General features: G+C 63.2%; 12 protein-coding genes and 1 pseudogene. 8 read left to right on the top strand and 5 right to left on the bottom strand.

The genetic code is table 11. From position 1 onward, the window contains the following. The 4 genes and pseudogenes from BOO71_RS16510 to BOO71_RS16495 form a co-directional block, all read left to right on the top strand. Nucleotides 1-337 (top strand): annotated as a pseudogene (locus BOO71_RS16510) (IS1 family transposase); the annotation flags it as partial. Between the two features lie 227 nt (nucleotides 338-564). After that, the gene (locus BOO71_RS16505) at nucleotides 565-1296 is read left to right on the top strand and encodes a fimbrial biogenesis chaperone (RefSeq protein WP_075834163.1); all 732 of its coding nucleotides are present in this window, start codon (nucleotides 565-567) and stop codon (nucleotides 1294-1296) included. 17 nt (nucleotides 1297-1313) lie between these two features. Further along, nucleotides 1314-3578 (top strand): hypothetical protein, encoded by a 2265-nt coding sequence (locus BOO71_RS16500; RefSeq protein WP_139322978.1) that lies wholly within the window; start codon nucleotides 1314-1316, stop codon nucleotides 3576-3578. Next, nucleotides 3566-4039 carry a spore coat protein U domain-containing protein gene (locus tag BOO71_RS16495; protein WP_075834159.1) on the top strand — a complete coding sequence of 158 codons (474 nt, stop codon included), beginning with the start codon at nucleotides 3566-3568 and terminating at the stop codon, nucleotides 4037-4039. The genes BOO71_RS16500 and BOO71_RS16495 overlap by 13 nt, the downstream gene beginning before the upstream one ends. Before the next feature lie 368 nt (nucleotides 4040-4407). Here BOO71_RS16495 and BOO71_RS16490 read toward each other — a convergent pair whose 3' ends face one another. Then, on the bottom strand, nucleotides 4408-5250 hold the full coding sequence (locus BOO71_RS16490) for a PSP1 domain-containing protein (protein WP_075834157.1): 843 nt from the start codon (nucleotides 5248-5250) through the stop codon (nucleotides 4408-4410). On the opposite strand from BOO71_RS16490, the gene BOO71_RS29200 reads away from it, so the two are divergent. Together BOO71_RS29200 and BOO71_RS16480 are read left to right on the top strand one after the other, a co-directional pair. Further along, on the top strand, nucleotides 5201-5578 hold the full coding sequence (locus BOO71_RS29200; protein ID WP_083653526.1) for a hypothetical protein: 378 nt from the start codon (nucleotides 5201-5203) through the stop codon (nucleotides 5576-5578). The two genes, BOO71_RS16490 and BOO71_RS29200, sit on opposite strands and share 50 nt — an antisense overlap. A 251-nt stretch (nucleotides 5579-5829) precedes the next feature. Then, nucleotides 5830-6804 (top strand): carbon-nitrogen hydrolase family protein, encoded by a 975-nt coding sequence (locus tag BOO71_RS16480; RefSeq protein WP_075834153.1) that lies wholly within the window; start codon nucleotides 5830-5832, stop codon nucleotides 6802-6804. Nucleotides 6805-6899: 95 nt separating this feature from the next. Here BOO71_RS16480 and BOO71_RS16475 read toward each other — a convergent pair whose 3' ends face one another. Beyond that, on the bottom strand, nucleotides 6900-9392 hold the full coding sequence (locus BOO71_RS16475) for a phosphoenolpyruvate carboxylase (protein WP_075834151.1): 2493 nt from the start codon (nucleotides 9390-9392) through the stop codon (nucleotides 6900-6902). A gap of 83 nt (nucleotides 9393-9475) precedes the next feature. Further along, nucleotides 9476-10285 (bottom strand): TIGR00282 family metallophosphoesterase, encoded by an 810-nt coding sequence (locus BOO71_RS16470; RefSeq protein WP_075834167.1) that lies wholly within the window; start codon nucleotides 10283-10285, stop codon nucleotides 9476-9478. A 137-nt stretch (nucleotides 10286-10422) separates the two neighbouring features. Here BOO71_RS16470 and BOO71_RS16465 point away from each other — a divergent pair, with 137 nt between their 5' ends. Next, nucleotides 10423-10917: a universal stress protein gene (locus BOO71_RS16465; RefSeq protein ID WP_254843192.1), complete on the top strand. Its 495-nt coding sequence runs from the start codon at nucleotides 10423-10425 to the stop codon at nucleotides 10915-10917. 76 nt (nucleotides 10918-10993) lie between these two features. On the opposite strand, the gene BOO71_RS16460 is transcribed toward BOO71_RS16465, so the two are convergent. After that, nucleotides 10994-11650, bottom strand: a complete 657-nt coding sequence (locus BOO71_RS16460) for a DUF1345 domain-containing protein (RefSeq protein WP_075834149.1) — start codon at nucleotides 11648-11650, stop codon at nucleotides 10994-10996. A gap of 217 nt (nucleotides 11651-11867) precedes the next feature. Here BOO71_RS16460 and BOO71_RS16455 point away from each other — a divergent pair, with 217 nt between their 5' ends. After that, nucleotides 11868-12860 carry a YHYH protein gene (locus tag BOO71_RS16455; RefSeq protein ID WP_075834147.1) on the top strand — a complete coding sequence of 331 codons (993 nt, stop codon included), beginning with the start codon at nucleotides 11868-11870 and terminating at the stop codon, nucleotides 12858-12860. 167 nt (nucleotides 12861-13027) lie between these two features. Here the strand turns inward: BOO71_RS16455 and BOO71_RS16450 are convergent, their stop codons facing one another. Beyond that, nucleotides 13028-13453 (bottom strand): helix-turn-helix domain-containing protein, encoded by a 426-nt coding sequence (locus tag BOO71_RS16450; protein WP_075834145.1) that lies wholly within the window; start codon nucleotides 13451-13453, stop codon nucleotides 13028-13030. Between the last annotated feature and the right edge of the window lie 191 nt (nucleotides 13454-13644).

Raw genomic sequence — 13644 nt, 5'->3', positions numbered from 1 at the left:
CAATCAGGAGCTGGCCTTTCTCGGATACAAAACCCCCAACACCTCGGCAGTGGAACGGCACAACGGGACGGCCCGGCGTATGAATCCGCACCAAGTCCGCAGAAGCCTCGCGTTTGCGAGGCTTCCCCACGTCCGTCAGACGGTCAGTGATCTGGTCAATGGGATCTATAACTTCTGTCGGGTGAACCGGAGCCTGCGAGTCAAGTTGAATGAACCGGTGGGGCGTCGTCAATATGCGCAACGGACGCCAGCAATGGCCATCGGGATCACGGACACGGTGTGGAGCGTGCTGCGCCTGCTCAGCACCGTGGTCATGAAGAACCCATGTCGGTCATGATTCCAGCCTTCTACCGAATTCTTTACTGTTGACTTTATTCAATAAGAAAGCCGCCTGATCATCGGCGGCTTTTCTTTTCTGAATGCTGCCCAGGACGGCCTGCTCAACTCCGCGATCAGCCGGGTTCTGTGGCACATTCTCGCAAAACAATCCTACACTGCTCCCGTCACGCTGCTGACTTCGTTTTCAAAATACTTCGCAAAACACTTCATTTTTGAGGAGACGTCATGTTGGTCATACGCGCTACCACCCGCTCTGTCCTGAAACGTTGCCTGATTGGCCTGAGTGCGCTGGCGCTGGCTGCACCGCTGGCTCAGGCGGCCACATCGCTGTCGTTCGCGCCCACCTCGCTCAAGTTTGTGGGCAACCAGCAGGCCAGTTCGCTGATCGTGCGAAACGTGTCGGATCAAACGGCCAGCTTCACGGTTGAACTCAACCGGTGGACACAAAGCGGCGAGGACCAGTACGGCCCGACCCGCGACCTGATCGTCAATCCCAGCGGATTTACCCTGATGCCCGGCCAAGCACAGACCATCCGGTTCGCGCGGCGCGGCGCGGCCAAAAACGATAACGAACAGGCCTACCGGATCTTCATTCAGGAATTGCCTCCCAAAACCCCAGACGGGCCGGAGGGTTCGGTCAAGATCACCACGCTTTACCGTCTCAGCCTGCCACTGATGATGTACGCGGCAGAGGCCACATCCAAGCTGGGTTTTGCCCTGGAACGCAGCAGTGACGGTCTGGCAGTCGTGGCGACCAATAGCGGCAACCGCTACACCACCCTGACTGATGTGGAACTGAACGTGGGTGGACAGAACGTCAAGGTGCCGTCTTTTAACCTGCTGGGCGGCGGCTCGCTGCGTTTTTCGATCAATAATGTCGCGCCCAGTACGGCGTCGGTGGGCCTGACATTCAGCCAGAACCGGGGCGTCCAGCAACTGACCCTGAATGCCCCCTGATGACGCCGCGATTTCAAATGTCCTCGTGGCGTCGCAAAAGTGCCTGCCTGACCTTGACCCTGGGTCTGGGCGGCAGTCTTCTGCCTGTCGTGGGATCGGCAGCGCTGGCCCAGGCCGAGGCTCCTCTGACCGCACCCATCGGCGCAGCCCCTGACCCGGCCACCTGCTCTCTGGGCGAGAGCTTGCTGGTGCAACTGACAATCGGTGGCACGGACCGGGGGGTGCAGGTGGTTTACCTGACGCCCTCGCAGCAATTGTGGCTGCCACTGGGCAGCCTGACGGTCTCGGAGCGTAACTACGGCGGCGCAGCACAGGACTGTGAAGGTGAACGCTACGTCCTCCTGCGCCCCGAGGTGACGCGCCAGTTGGACCGGCTTAACCTGACCCTCAATCTTGACCCCAGCTTTGGCCTGCTGGGCAACTCACTGTACCGCCCGGCAGCCGATCCACTTTTCTCTGCCAGCGAGCTGGGGCAGTGGCAACTGGACTACAACCTGACTGTCGATGGCGACGTCAGGACTGCTCAGTTCAATCAACGGGGCGAGTTGCTGGCCCAGTATCTGCGGGGGCCGCTGAGCGTCCAGTTAGGTTATCAGGAGGTGTTCCGCAACTCGCCCGGTGAGTCAGATAATTCAAGTCTGAACCAGCAACTCAATGCCCGCGCCAGTTGGCAATTTGCGCCGTATCTGAGTGCTGGCATCTTTGGCAATACTGGCGGCCTTACTGGTCAGCCCACTGCATTTGGCGTGCAAGCCAGTTATGCCCGTCTGCGCCCAGCGGAATTGCCCCCGCTCTCCCTGGAATTGCCCACCGATAGCGACATTGAAGTGCTGTTAGATGGCCGCACCGTGCAGTCTTTTACTGCGCCAGCGGGCCGTCTGACCCTCCAGGGCTTGCAACCGCAGGCGCTTCAGGGGAGCGTGGAAGTTCGAATTGGAGCTGCTGGACAGCGTCAGTCCCGGCGCTTTCCCTATAGCTTGGTGGGCCTGAATCAACCCGGCAGCTTCAGCCTCAGCGGGCAGGCTGGCTGGCGACAGGGTAGCGTGGCACTGGCCCTCAACGGCAATGTGCTTATCACGCCGCAAATCACAGCCCAGGTGGCCGCTGATCTGAGGGGTGGGCGTGGTCACATCAATGCAGCGGCGTATTACATCCCAGTAGACCTGAATGCCGACCAGCTTCGCCAGACCGCCAGCCTCAGCGCCGACCTCACCAAAGACGGTGACTCACCTCTTCAGAGTCTTTATACCGCCCGTTACGGCCTGGTACAGGGTGGGGGCCAGTTGGGGCTATACGGTATCTACCGCCAGGGCGGTGATGGCCAGCAATACAGCGAGCAAAGCGCCCTCGGTCTGGATGGACGCTGGAGGCTGAGTCCGCAATTTGCGCTGCTCGGCAAGGCCGAATACCGCCTAACGGGTAACCTCGCCGGACAGGCCACCTTACAGTGGCAAAGCGAGGGCCTCAGCGCCTCGGTCTCTGGCGAAGTCAACAGTGCCGGACGGACCCGCTTTGTCGTGCAGGGCAGTTATCGACTGGACAATATGAGCAGCTTGAGTGCCTCGGCGGCCCTGAGTACTCCCCAGACAGCAGGTGCCGTGCCTGACTCCAACGCCACGTTGGACTACACGCGCAATATTGGGCCAGACCGCCTGAACCTGCGTTATAACTCGCCCAATGAACTGGCGGCGGCCTACAGCTTCAACCGCGCCGTGCGGGGCAGCGTCTCGGCCAGTACCACTGGTATCCTGGCAGGTCAGCTCTCCGGGAGCTTGGTGACGGTGGGCAGCCAGATCATCAACGCCACCTCTCAAACGGGCAGCGCGTCCCTGCTCCTCAGGACAGGTCTCGGCGGGGTGTCTATCCTGCTTAATGGCGTGAACCGGGGCCAAACCAACGCGGCAGGCGACCTGATCCTGCCAGGCCTGAATCTGCAAACGCCGCTTGAACTTCGTATCAACGAGGAAAAGCTGCCGATTGAGATCAGTTATCGTCAGATCAGTCTGAATCTGCGTCTGGACCAAGGTGGCGTCTCGGTTTACGATTGGAGCAGCAATTTTATTCGTTCGCGCTTCGCGACAGTTCGCTGGGAGAACGGTGAAAAAGCAGCCTACAGTACGTTAATACTCCCAGGTGGACAGCAATTTTATGCTGATGAGGACGGACTGATCCTGTTGCCGCCCGTCGGCGAGCTAACGGCACTGCTGCTGAGTGAAGACGGCAAACGCCGCTGCACAATCTTGCTCAGTGACGCGGCAAAGGACTTGACATGTACACCCTGAAGAGGTCTCTGGTTGCTGCTGCGCTGCTTGGCGTGTGTGGCGTGTCTGGGGCAGTAAGTTGCACCCTGTCCACCAACGATGTGACGCTGCCGCCGTACTACTGGACTGCGCCTCAGCCGCTGATTTACAGTCCAACCGTGGCAACACTGGCGTGCAGTTCTCCGACTCCAGACGACATCGGCCTCAGCCTGTCCCTGGGTGACTTTACTGGAGACGGCCTGCGTTCTCTGAGCAGCGGCCCTGATCGTTTGTCGTACCGTATCTCGCTGCCTGGTCCTCTGGGACTCCAACCCTGGGGTGATGGTGAGGGCGGAAGTGTGCAGTTTGAACGCACACTCGTCAACTTCACTTCCAGCAACTTTGACATCGCGCCAACGCTGGAACTCCCGCCAGGTCAGCGGGTGCGCGGTGGCAACTACGGCGCGTCTCTTACCCTGACTCTGAATATTCTTGCGCCATAGAGCGGGTTTCCGAATTACGTCACTGGAAAAAGAGACTTCCAGTGATTCCATTCTTCATCCTGCTCGGCAAATGTTTCTCGTTTCACTCGGTCATAAAATGGTCTTTTTATGACATCTGCTCAGGCAATAGTCCGGACGGTTTTTCGGTTGGTTTTTTGATTATTGGCCGTTAAGCCGTGCTGGGAGGGGGTCTCGTCCCCTCTTCACCTTCTCCTTAAAGTGGGAGGGGCTACAAGAGGCGTCCCAAACGCAATTGACAAGGAACCTTCCAGACTGCCGACTACAGGAGCGGGGCAGAAAGTTTCAGATTCGGCGAGAAGTTTTCACGGCCCACCCATCAGGAATTGAGGGCGAAAGTTCCCACTGCGTCACTCCGAGGCGTCGGCCCCGCGTTTGCCCGCCCCGCCCTTGCCCTCGTTCTCGGAGGCGCGGCGCAGTTCGCCTGCCGGAACGCCCAGCAGCATGCCCTGATCGCTGTACACGTCCACGGTTCCGGTCAACGGATGCAGTTTGGTCACCTTGCCGCACGCGCCGCTGCCCGTATGGCAGACCTTGGCGTTCTTGCGCGGCAGATCGCGCAGCAGATCCTGGTACTGGCTGTGTTCGAATTGCAGGCAGCACAGCAAGCGCCCGCACGGCCCAGACAGCTTTTCCGGGTTCAGCGGCAACTGCTGATCGCGCGCCATGCGGATGCTGACCGGGGCAAAATCCTGAAGGTGGGTGGATGAGCAGTTCTCACGCCCACACGCGCCCAGCGCGCCGATCATCTGCGCCTGCTCGCGCGGGCCGATGGCGGCGAAGTTAACACGGGCACTGGTCTGCGCGCGGACCTCACCGATCAGCCCCGTCAGTTCGATGCGCTCGTCGGCGCTGTAGCTGACGGTGACCAGACTCTCGTCCAGCGTGAATTCCACCGCCACCAGCTTGACCGCCAGCCCGCGCTCACGCGCCCGCGCCCGCAGCAGCCATTTCAGGTCGTTGCCGGTGCGGTGCAGCTCGTCCCAGCGGGCCAGGTCTTCGGGGGTGGCCGCGCGCAGCACCGCGCCGTAGCGCTCGTTGCTCTTGGCCTGCCCCGGCTCGCCGCGCACGGTGGCCACCTCCGGCCCACGCTTGCCCTGCACGACCACCTGCGTGCCCACGGCAAAGGTGTCCTCACTGAGCATGGGATGGAGGCGCGGACTGCGCTCGAAGCGGACAGGAAGGACAACCATTGGCCGCAGCATGTCACGCCGGAGGGCGCTGCGTCGGGAGTTGAGGCACAAATCCGGGTGGGGAGGAGGCGGGTTCCATCTTGCTTTCTGGCTGCCCACGCCAGGGAAAAGAGCGGCGATGTGGGCCGGTTCGGATGTTCAGGCGTGGGACATCGCTGGCCCCGCCTGCGAAAGTGGCGACTTGCTGGTTCGCGATATGTCACTGCCCCGTCCCAGGCGTGGCGAACTCCTCTCTACCGGAGAAGCTGGGGCCTATGGCGCGGCCATGAGCGGAACCCGTCCTTCTCCTTCTCGCTCTCGTCATGAACAGACTGTCGTCGTGAGATAGCACCCGTATGGGGCTACTCCTCCCCAGGAGGACGCTCTTCCTCTGCTGGCGCAGCTCTGCGAGTCCCGCTCGGATTTTATCGTTTTTGCAAACGATTCAATCGGAGGCCGTATGACCCGTTCCAGACCCGCTGAAGCCCTGTATTAACCGGGAACGGGGAATGGCACAGATTGCCCCCTGATTCGCCGCCGCAAGACGCCGTAGGACGTGTGGGCAGCGGAAGTTCAGGTCGGAAGCGCTAACCTCACCCGATGACTGAGCCTGCGAACACGGACATCCTGAAAGTCGGTCTGGTCCAGATGGCCCCGGTGTGGCTGGACCGCGTCCGCACCCTGGAAAAAGTCGCGGGCTACGTGCAGGAGGCTGCCGGGCAGGGCTGCAAACTGGTGGTCTTCGGTGAGGCGCTGGTGCCGGGCTATCCGTTCTGGGTAGAACTGACGGACGGCGCACGCTTCAACAGCCCGGCCCAGAAGAAGATGTACGCCCATTATCTGGATCAGGGCGTGGTGATCGAGCGTGGCGATCTGGACACCGTGTGCGCCCTGGCTGCCGAACACACGCTCGCCATTTATCTGGGCGTGATGGAGCGTGCGCCAGACCGTGGAGGTCACAGCCTGTACTGCACCCTCGTCTACATAGACCAGCGCGGCAGGGTTGCCAGCGTTCACCGCAAGACCCAGCCCACCTACGAGGAACGTCTGGTCTGGGGTGCGGGCGACGGCCACGGCCTGCGCGTCCATGACTGCGGCCCGTTCCGGGTGGGCGGCCTGAACTGCTACGAGAACTGGGTGCCGCTGCTGCGCTCCTCTCTCTACGCCCAGGGCGAGAACGTGCATGTGGCGGTGTGGCCCGGCGGCATGCACAATACCCCCGACATCACCCGTTTTATCGCGCTGGAAAGCCGCTCGTATGTGCTGTCGGTATCGGGCCTGCTGCGCCCCTCGGATATCCCCGACAACTTCCCACTGCGCCAGGAAATGCTGGATGCGGGCAGACCGTTCTTTGCCAACGGTGGAACTGCCGCCGCCGCCCCCGACGGTTCCTGGCTGCTGGAGCCAGTGGCCGAAACGGAGGGGCTGTTCACCGTGGAATTACGTCATTCCCACGTCCGCGAGGAGCGCCAGAACTTCGACGTGGCAGGCCATTACGCCCGCCCCGACGTGGTGCAATTGCGCGTCAACCGTGAGCGGCAGCGCATGGCGCAGTTCGAGGAAGGGGAGGAATGACAGGTCAAACGGTCCAGCCGCAGAAAAGAAAATAGGCATTCCTTTTTGCGGTCAGACCGTTTGACTTTTAGATCTTTAGACGGGGCGCAAGCCCCTTACCCCGTGTTCCGCACCCCCGCCGCGATCCCCTGCAAGCTCAGCATCAGCGGGCGCTCGAAGGTGTCCAGGCCGCCTTCCTCGGCGCGGGCGCGGCGCAGCAGTTCCACCTGAATGCGGTGGATCGGATCGATGTATGGGTTGCGCAGGCTGATGCTTTCGCGCAGGCGAGGTTCATTGTCCAGCAACTCCGCGCCCACCACGGCCTCCACCAGTTCCACGGTCTCGCGGTAGGCGGCCTGAAGGGCGTCGGCCAGCGGGTGCGGCCCCAGCAGGCGCAGGTATTCCTCGAAGATCAGCGGGTCACTCTTCGCCAGGCTCATCTGCGCGTTGTCGATCACCGTGCGGAAGAACGGCCACGCCGCGTACATCTCCCGCGCCGCGTCTGGCCCGATGCTCTGCAATCCCTCCCGCAGGCCGTACCAGCCGGGGAGGTTGCTGCGTATCTGCGTCCAGCTCATCACCCACGGGATGGCGCGCAGGTTGGTCAGCGTGGGCGCACCGGGGCGGCGAACGGGGCGCGAGGCGATGTTCAGACGGGCGATTTCGTGGATGGGCGTGGCGGCCTCGAAGAAGGGCAGGAAGCCGTCGTCATGCACCAGCGCGCGGTAAGCCGTGGCACTGGCAGCGGCAGCCGTGTCCATCGCCGCCGTCCATTCGGGTTTCAGCGAATCCGCCGGGCGCGCGGCAGACAGCAGCAGCCCGTACAGCGCCTGTTCCAGATTGCGCCGCGCCAGAACCGGGTGGCTGTACTTGTCGGCCAGCGCCTCGCCCTGTTCGGTGATCCGCAGCCCGGCGTCGATGGTTCCGGCAGGCTGCCCCAGGATCGCGCGTGAAGCGGGTCCGCCGCCGCGCCCGATGCTGGTGCCGCGCCCGTGAAAGAAACGCCAGCGTACCCTCGCCGCCCGGCACACGTCGCTGATCTGCCGCTGGGCCTCGTGCAGCGCCCAGTTGGCAGCCAGGAATCCGGCGTCCTTGTTGCTGTCGGAATACCCCAGCATGATTTCCTGCACGTCCTCGCCCAGAATCGCGCGGTATTCGGGCAGGGCCAGCAGATCGGTCATGACCTGCGGGGCGCGTTGCAGGTCGTCCAGCGTCTCGAACAGCGGCACGGTCAGCACGCGCAACCCCACCTCGCGGGCCAGCAGCAGCGGCTCCAGCACGTCACTGACGCTCTCGGCCATGCTGATGATGTAGCGTCCGAAAGCGCGCGGCCCGCTCTGGGCAATCGCGCCCTGCACCTCGCGGATGGGACCGATCACGGTTTCCAGTTCGTCGGTCAGCGCTTCCCCGGCAGGCCACAGCGGGCGGCGCGAGCGCAGTTCGGTGGTCAGGAGCTTTTGCCGTTCCTCTTCCGAAAGGGCCAGATAATCCGCCTCCACCCCGGCCTGTTTCAGCAGTTCCGCCACTGCCGCCCCGGTCTGCCCGGAGTGTTCACGAACGTCCAGACTGACCAGATGCTGCCCAAAGACACGCACCAGCGTCAGCAAAGGCGTGAGCAACTGATCGGCGGTGCGGTGCTGCCCGTCCTCGCGCAGGCGAATGTCCAGCGCTTCCAGGCGGGACAGCAGCTCAATCTTCTCGCCGTCGCGCACCGCGTTGTGCATGGCACGCAGTTCGGCGCGGTACGGCTCAACGCCCGCTTCCTGCGCCGGATCGCCGTCTTCCTGGGACAGGTTGGCGTAGGTGCGCTTCAACTCGGTCAGCAATAGCTCCTGCGCCCGCTGACGGTGGACTTCCAGCGTCTCGCGGGTGGCCTGCGGCGTTACGAAGGGGTTGCCGTCGCGGTCCCCGCCCATCCACGAAGAGAAACTCAGCGGGATTCGGGCGTCCGACTCCTGTCCGTACACGTTCACGAACGCGCGGCCCAGATCACGTTGCAACTCGGGCAGCGCCCCGGCAATCGCGGTGATGTAGTTCAGGCCGCCCTTGACCTCGTCCAGCACGGTGGGTTTCAGGTGCCGCAGCTCCGGCGTGGACCACATCGCCTCCACATGGGCGGCCACCCGTTCCTGCGCTTCGGTGTCGTCCAGATGCGGAATATCGCGCGCCACGGCCTCCAGATGCTGGCGGATGGTGCGGCGGCGCATCTCGGTGGGGTGGGCGGTGAAGGTCAGGCCCAGGTTGACGCGCTCGATCAGGGCTTCCACGTCTGCGGCACTCAGCCCCTGCTCCTTGAGGGCCGCCAGCGCACTTTCCAGGCTCTGCGAGCGCACACCGTCGCCGCCGCGCAGCGAGCGCACCCGCTCGTATTCCTCGGCCAGATTGACCAGTTGGAAATACCAGGTAAAGGCCCGCGCCAGCCGTCCCGCGTCCTCGCCGGACAGACCATCCAGCATCTGCCTCAGTTCGGTGTCGTCGCCCCCGGCCCGGACCTCGCGGACCAGCGCCCGCGTGCGCTCCACGAGGTCAAAAAATGCCTCGCCTTCCTGCTCTTTCAACACGTGGCCCAGCGTGCGGCCCAGTAAGTTCACGTCACTCTTGATGCCCATAGTGGTCCTCCGGTGGTGGGGTGGGGTCTGACAACGGGGAGTTGAGAGCGGGAAGACAGAACAGCTCTGCAACCCGTACAGCTCTATAACCCGTCTTCCTCCACCCCTTCTTCCACGGCACGGTAGCGTTCTATGCCCACCGCCCGCCCCGCCTCTATCTGGACATACACGGCGTTCAGCTCGGCGCGGCCCTCGGCCACCGCGTACCGGTGGGGGCGCTCGGTGACGAAGCGGGCCACCGGGCCAGCCGGGTCCGAACCGATGATGCTGTCGTGTGGGCCGGTGAATCCGGCGTCGGTCTGAAAGGCAGTCCCGTGCGGCAGGATGCGCGTGTCGGCGGTGGGCACATGCGTATGCGTGCCGATCACGGCGGCCACCCGCCCGTCCAGATGCCACGCCATGCCTGCCTTCTCGCTGCTGGCCTCGGCGTGAAAGTCCACGAACACACTGCCCAGATCATCCCGTTCCAGCAGTCTGTCTATGGCGCTGAACGGATTGGACACCTGATCCATGAACACGCGCCCCAGCAGATTGACCACCGTGAGGCGCTCGGTCTGTCCGCCTGCCGTCTGGACCTCGAAGGTGCGCCAGCCGACGCCGGGGGTGGCTGGATCGGCGTAATTCAGCGGGCGCACGATGGGATAGTTCTCCGGGTCCTGCATCAATTTGTTGATGTCGCGGTGCTGCCAGGCGTGGTTGCCCAGCGTCATGCAGTCGGCCCCGGCCCGCAGTGCGCCCTCGGCGGCCTCGCGGTGCATGCCGAAGCCCCCGGCAGCATTTTCCATATTGACGACGGCAAAATCCACATCCCGGCGAAGGTCTGGCAGGGTCTTTCCCAGCATCCGGCGGCCCGGTTGCCCGAACACATCCCCAACGAACAGCAGCTTGATCATGCGGCCCAGGCTAGCGTCTGTGCGGCCTTCTTCTGCCTTTTTCTGCACGGCCCAGTGTTTTCTATCCGGCCCAGCGTTCTGCGCGGTAATGCCCCCGTAATGGGCGTGGCCGAGGCTGGGCAGCAGGAGGCACCACCATGACCAGCACACCGATGAACCGAATTCTCGTGACCACCGATGGCAGCGAACTGGGCCAGCACGCCCTCTCCCACGCGCAGGGACTGGCCAAGGCGCTGGGGGCCGAACTGATCGTGCTGAGCATTCAGACCGATCCGCTGGTGGCCGCCTACGGCGAATACGCCTACGCCATGCCCACGTCCAACGAAACCATGGACGAAATGAAGGCGAGCCTGGAAAATCTCCTGCACGAGCGTGTGCCGGACGCCAGGATCATGGTGGAGCGCGCCCAGGGCCGCCATGTGTCCCGCGCCATTCTGGACGTGGCCCGCGAGGAAGGCGCGCAGATGATCGTGATGACCACCCACGGACGCAGCGGCCTGGGCCGCGCCCTGATGGGCAGCGTGGCGCAGGCGGTGGCGCAGCATGCGGCGGTGCCCGTGCTGCTGATCAAGGGCGATCAGGGTCCGGTGGCGTGGGGCCAGGCGAAGGGTGAGGGCACGGCCTCGTTGTAATCAATAGCTAGAAGGTCAGGGGCGGTGGGCAGTCGTCCCGCCCCTGATTTTCTTTGCGTTCTTCAGCGAGTGACGCCTACCCGATAATCCCCGCCACCCCGTTTATGGTCACGGCCACGATCACCGCCCCGAACAGGTACGACAGCAGCGCGTGGCCCAGCAATAGGCGGCGAAAGGCCCGCGTGGTGATGTCGGTGTCACTGACCTGAAAGGTCATGCCGATGGTCAGCGACAGGTAGGCGAAGTCGCGGTAGTCGGGGTCCTCCAGCGTGCCGCCGTCCTCCTTTGGAAAGGTCACTCCGCCGCCATCGGTGTAGAACTTGCGGGCGTAGTGCAGCGTGTACTCGGCGTGGACCAGCAGCCACGAGACGGCGACGGTCAGCACCGCCAGCACGGTCAGGGCCACCGCCGCCACCCCCTTCTCGCTCCCGGCCTGATGCAGCGCGAAGATCACGCCCACCAGACTGACCAGCGAGGCCACCAGGGTCACGCCGCCCGCCAGCGCCCGCGTATCGTCCTCGCGCAGGGCCAGCGCCCGTGTGCGTTCGGGGGAAGCGGTCCACAGCGCCAGCCTCAGCCACAGCAGCACAGTCACGCAGAACAGCACCCAGCCCACCAGCACCCGTGCTTCCCAGGGCCAGACGGACGGAGTCAGCAGGCCAGCCACAAGGCCCACGCCAGCGCCCACCAGCAGCCGTGCCACAGCCGGGGGATGGCGCGATATGTCGGTCATGTGCGGAGCATACGCCGGGAGCAGGAATGGGCGCAGTTGGCCCCGTTCTTCATTTCTGCACAATTCCGCAACACAATATGCATACGTCCTGCATAGGCTCCGAGCAGCCGTTCGCGGGCGCGGCCCTTTTTTAGCTTTCTTCTGTCTTTGTTCTGTGCAGCTTTGTTTTGGGCAGCACCTCTCTCCCACGCAGCCCGATCACCCTGGAGTGTTGACTATGCGTTCCCTCTCTCTGCACAAGTTCTCTCTGCACACGTTCTCACCACGCAAGTCACGGCTGACCACTCTGCTGGCGCTGATGACGGCCCTGGCGTCCTGCGCCCAGGCCCACGGCGCCGCGACTACCCAGCCCACCTCTGCCGCCGAGCTGCCTGTCGGAGACGGTCAGGTGACGGACCATCCGCAGGCGGACAATGTGTATTCGTGTGTCACCGAGTTCCGTGGGGGCGGCGCACGTCACGTTGGCGACTGGTTTCACGGCGACACCTGGAACCCGCTGGAAAAACCGCATGTTCAGGGCGAGGTCCTCTGGCCGGACGCCGCCCTGACCCTGTCGGTCACGGACCAGTTGCTCAGCGTTCAGGGCAACGGCCTGCCCGTCCAGCAGGCCACTGGCTTCTTTCCCATTGCCCGCACCGATCCGGTGTACGCCTACGACACCAACCCCAACCCAATCACCGCCCAGACGCTAGCCTTCAGCATTCCGCTGCGTCCCAGCAAGGCCGCCGAGCCGGGCTGCCTGGGCCTGGGCATGATCGGGTTCTCAGTTACTGGCGTGGCCTTTTATAACGCGCTGGACGATGCAGGTCTGGACGCTGCCGCCCACGAGGTTCAGGACTTGTGCAACGGCCATCCGCAGGGGAAGGGCCAGTATCACTACCACAGCAGTTCACCGTGTCTGCCCGGAGCCGAGAGCAATTCGCTGGTGGGCTGGGCGCTGGACGGCTATCCCATTTTCGGGATGCGTGACGCAAAGGGAGAACTGATCACCAACGCCGATCTGGACGTCTGCCACGGACGCGCCGAGAATGTCAGTGCAGATGGCCGAAGCTATGACTACGCCTACCACCTGACCCGGGAATATCCGTACACTCTGGGCTGCTATACGGGTCAGGTCTTGCCAGAAACGGTGCGGGCCATTCGCAGTTCGCTGGGGCCACCCACCCCACGCGGGCCGGATGGCCGTCCGGTTCAGCCTCGCCAGCCTTGAGCTTCATTCCCTGGCCCGCCGCTTTGTCTGGCTGTAAAATGGACTGAGGATGAAAGAAAGCACCCGCATGTGGCTCCGGCGTTGGATGCCCGTGATCATGTTCCTGATTTTTGGGGCGCTCACGCTGGCTCAGGTCTGGTTGTCGGCCCATCCTGGCTGAAAACGGCTCAGTCTGGCAAAAACAGCCCCGCCTTCACCCCAAAGTATCCGGCCAGCTTCCGCACATGCTCCAGCGTGAACGCCCGCCTGCGCCCCAGCAGTTGGCTGATGGTGCTTTGGCTGATGCCCACCGCTTTGGCGAGTTGCTGCTGCGTCAGGTGGCGTTCCTGCATAAACACTTTGAGGACGGTAGCAGCGTCCACATCGGGAATGGGGTAATGGATAGCCTCGTAGGCGACGATGCGATCAATAAGCGAGCGGGCCAGACTATCCAACGGGTGTGTGGGGTCTTCGCCGATTTCCGAGAGGATATCTTTCAAGTCGGCAGTTGCCTGGACGAGCTGCTCGTCGTTTTCAATGGGCGTGATGGCGGCGGGGGCCAATACGCCCACTTTTCGCCAGGCTTCTGTGAGGGCGGGAAGATTCAGTGTCATCGGTTCCTCCTGAGCTGATCTGTCCAGGCGTCATATTCTTTGTGCGTCAGGATGGCTTCCACGAAAAAACTCTTGTACAGAAAATTGGGTAGAAGGCTGGAATCATGACCGACATGCCTGACATGAGGGGCGTCCGGGGCGTATCCCCGGACGTATGCAATCACCCTCACTCGACAGTTTCCGCTGCCTTA

This window comes from Deinococcus marmoris (assembly GCF_001949125.1).
Taxonomy (GTDB): domain Bacteria; phylum Deinococcota; class Deinococci; order Deinococcales; family Deinococcaceae; genus Deinococcus; species Deinococcus marmoris_A.
This window is presented reverse-complemented; position numbering and strand designations above follow the sequence as displayed.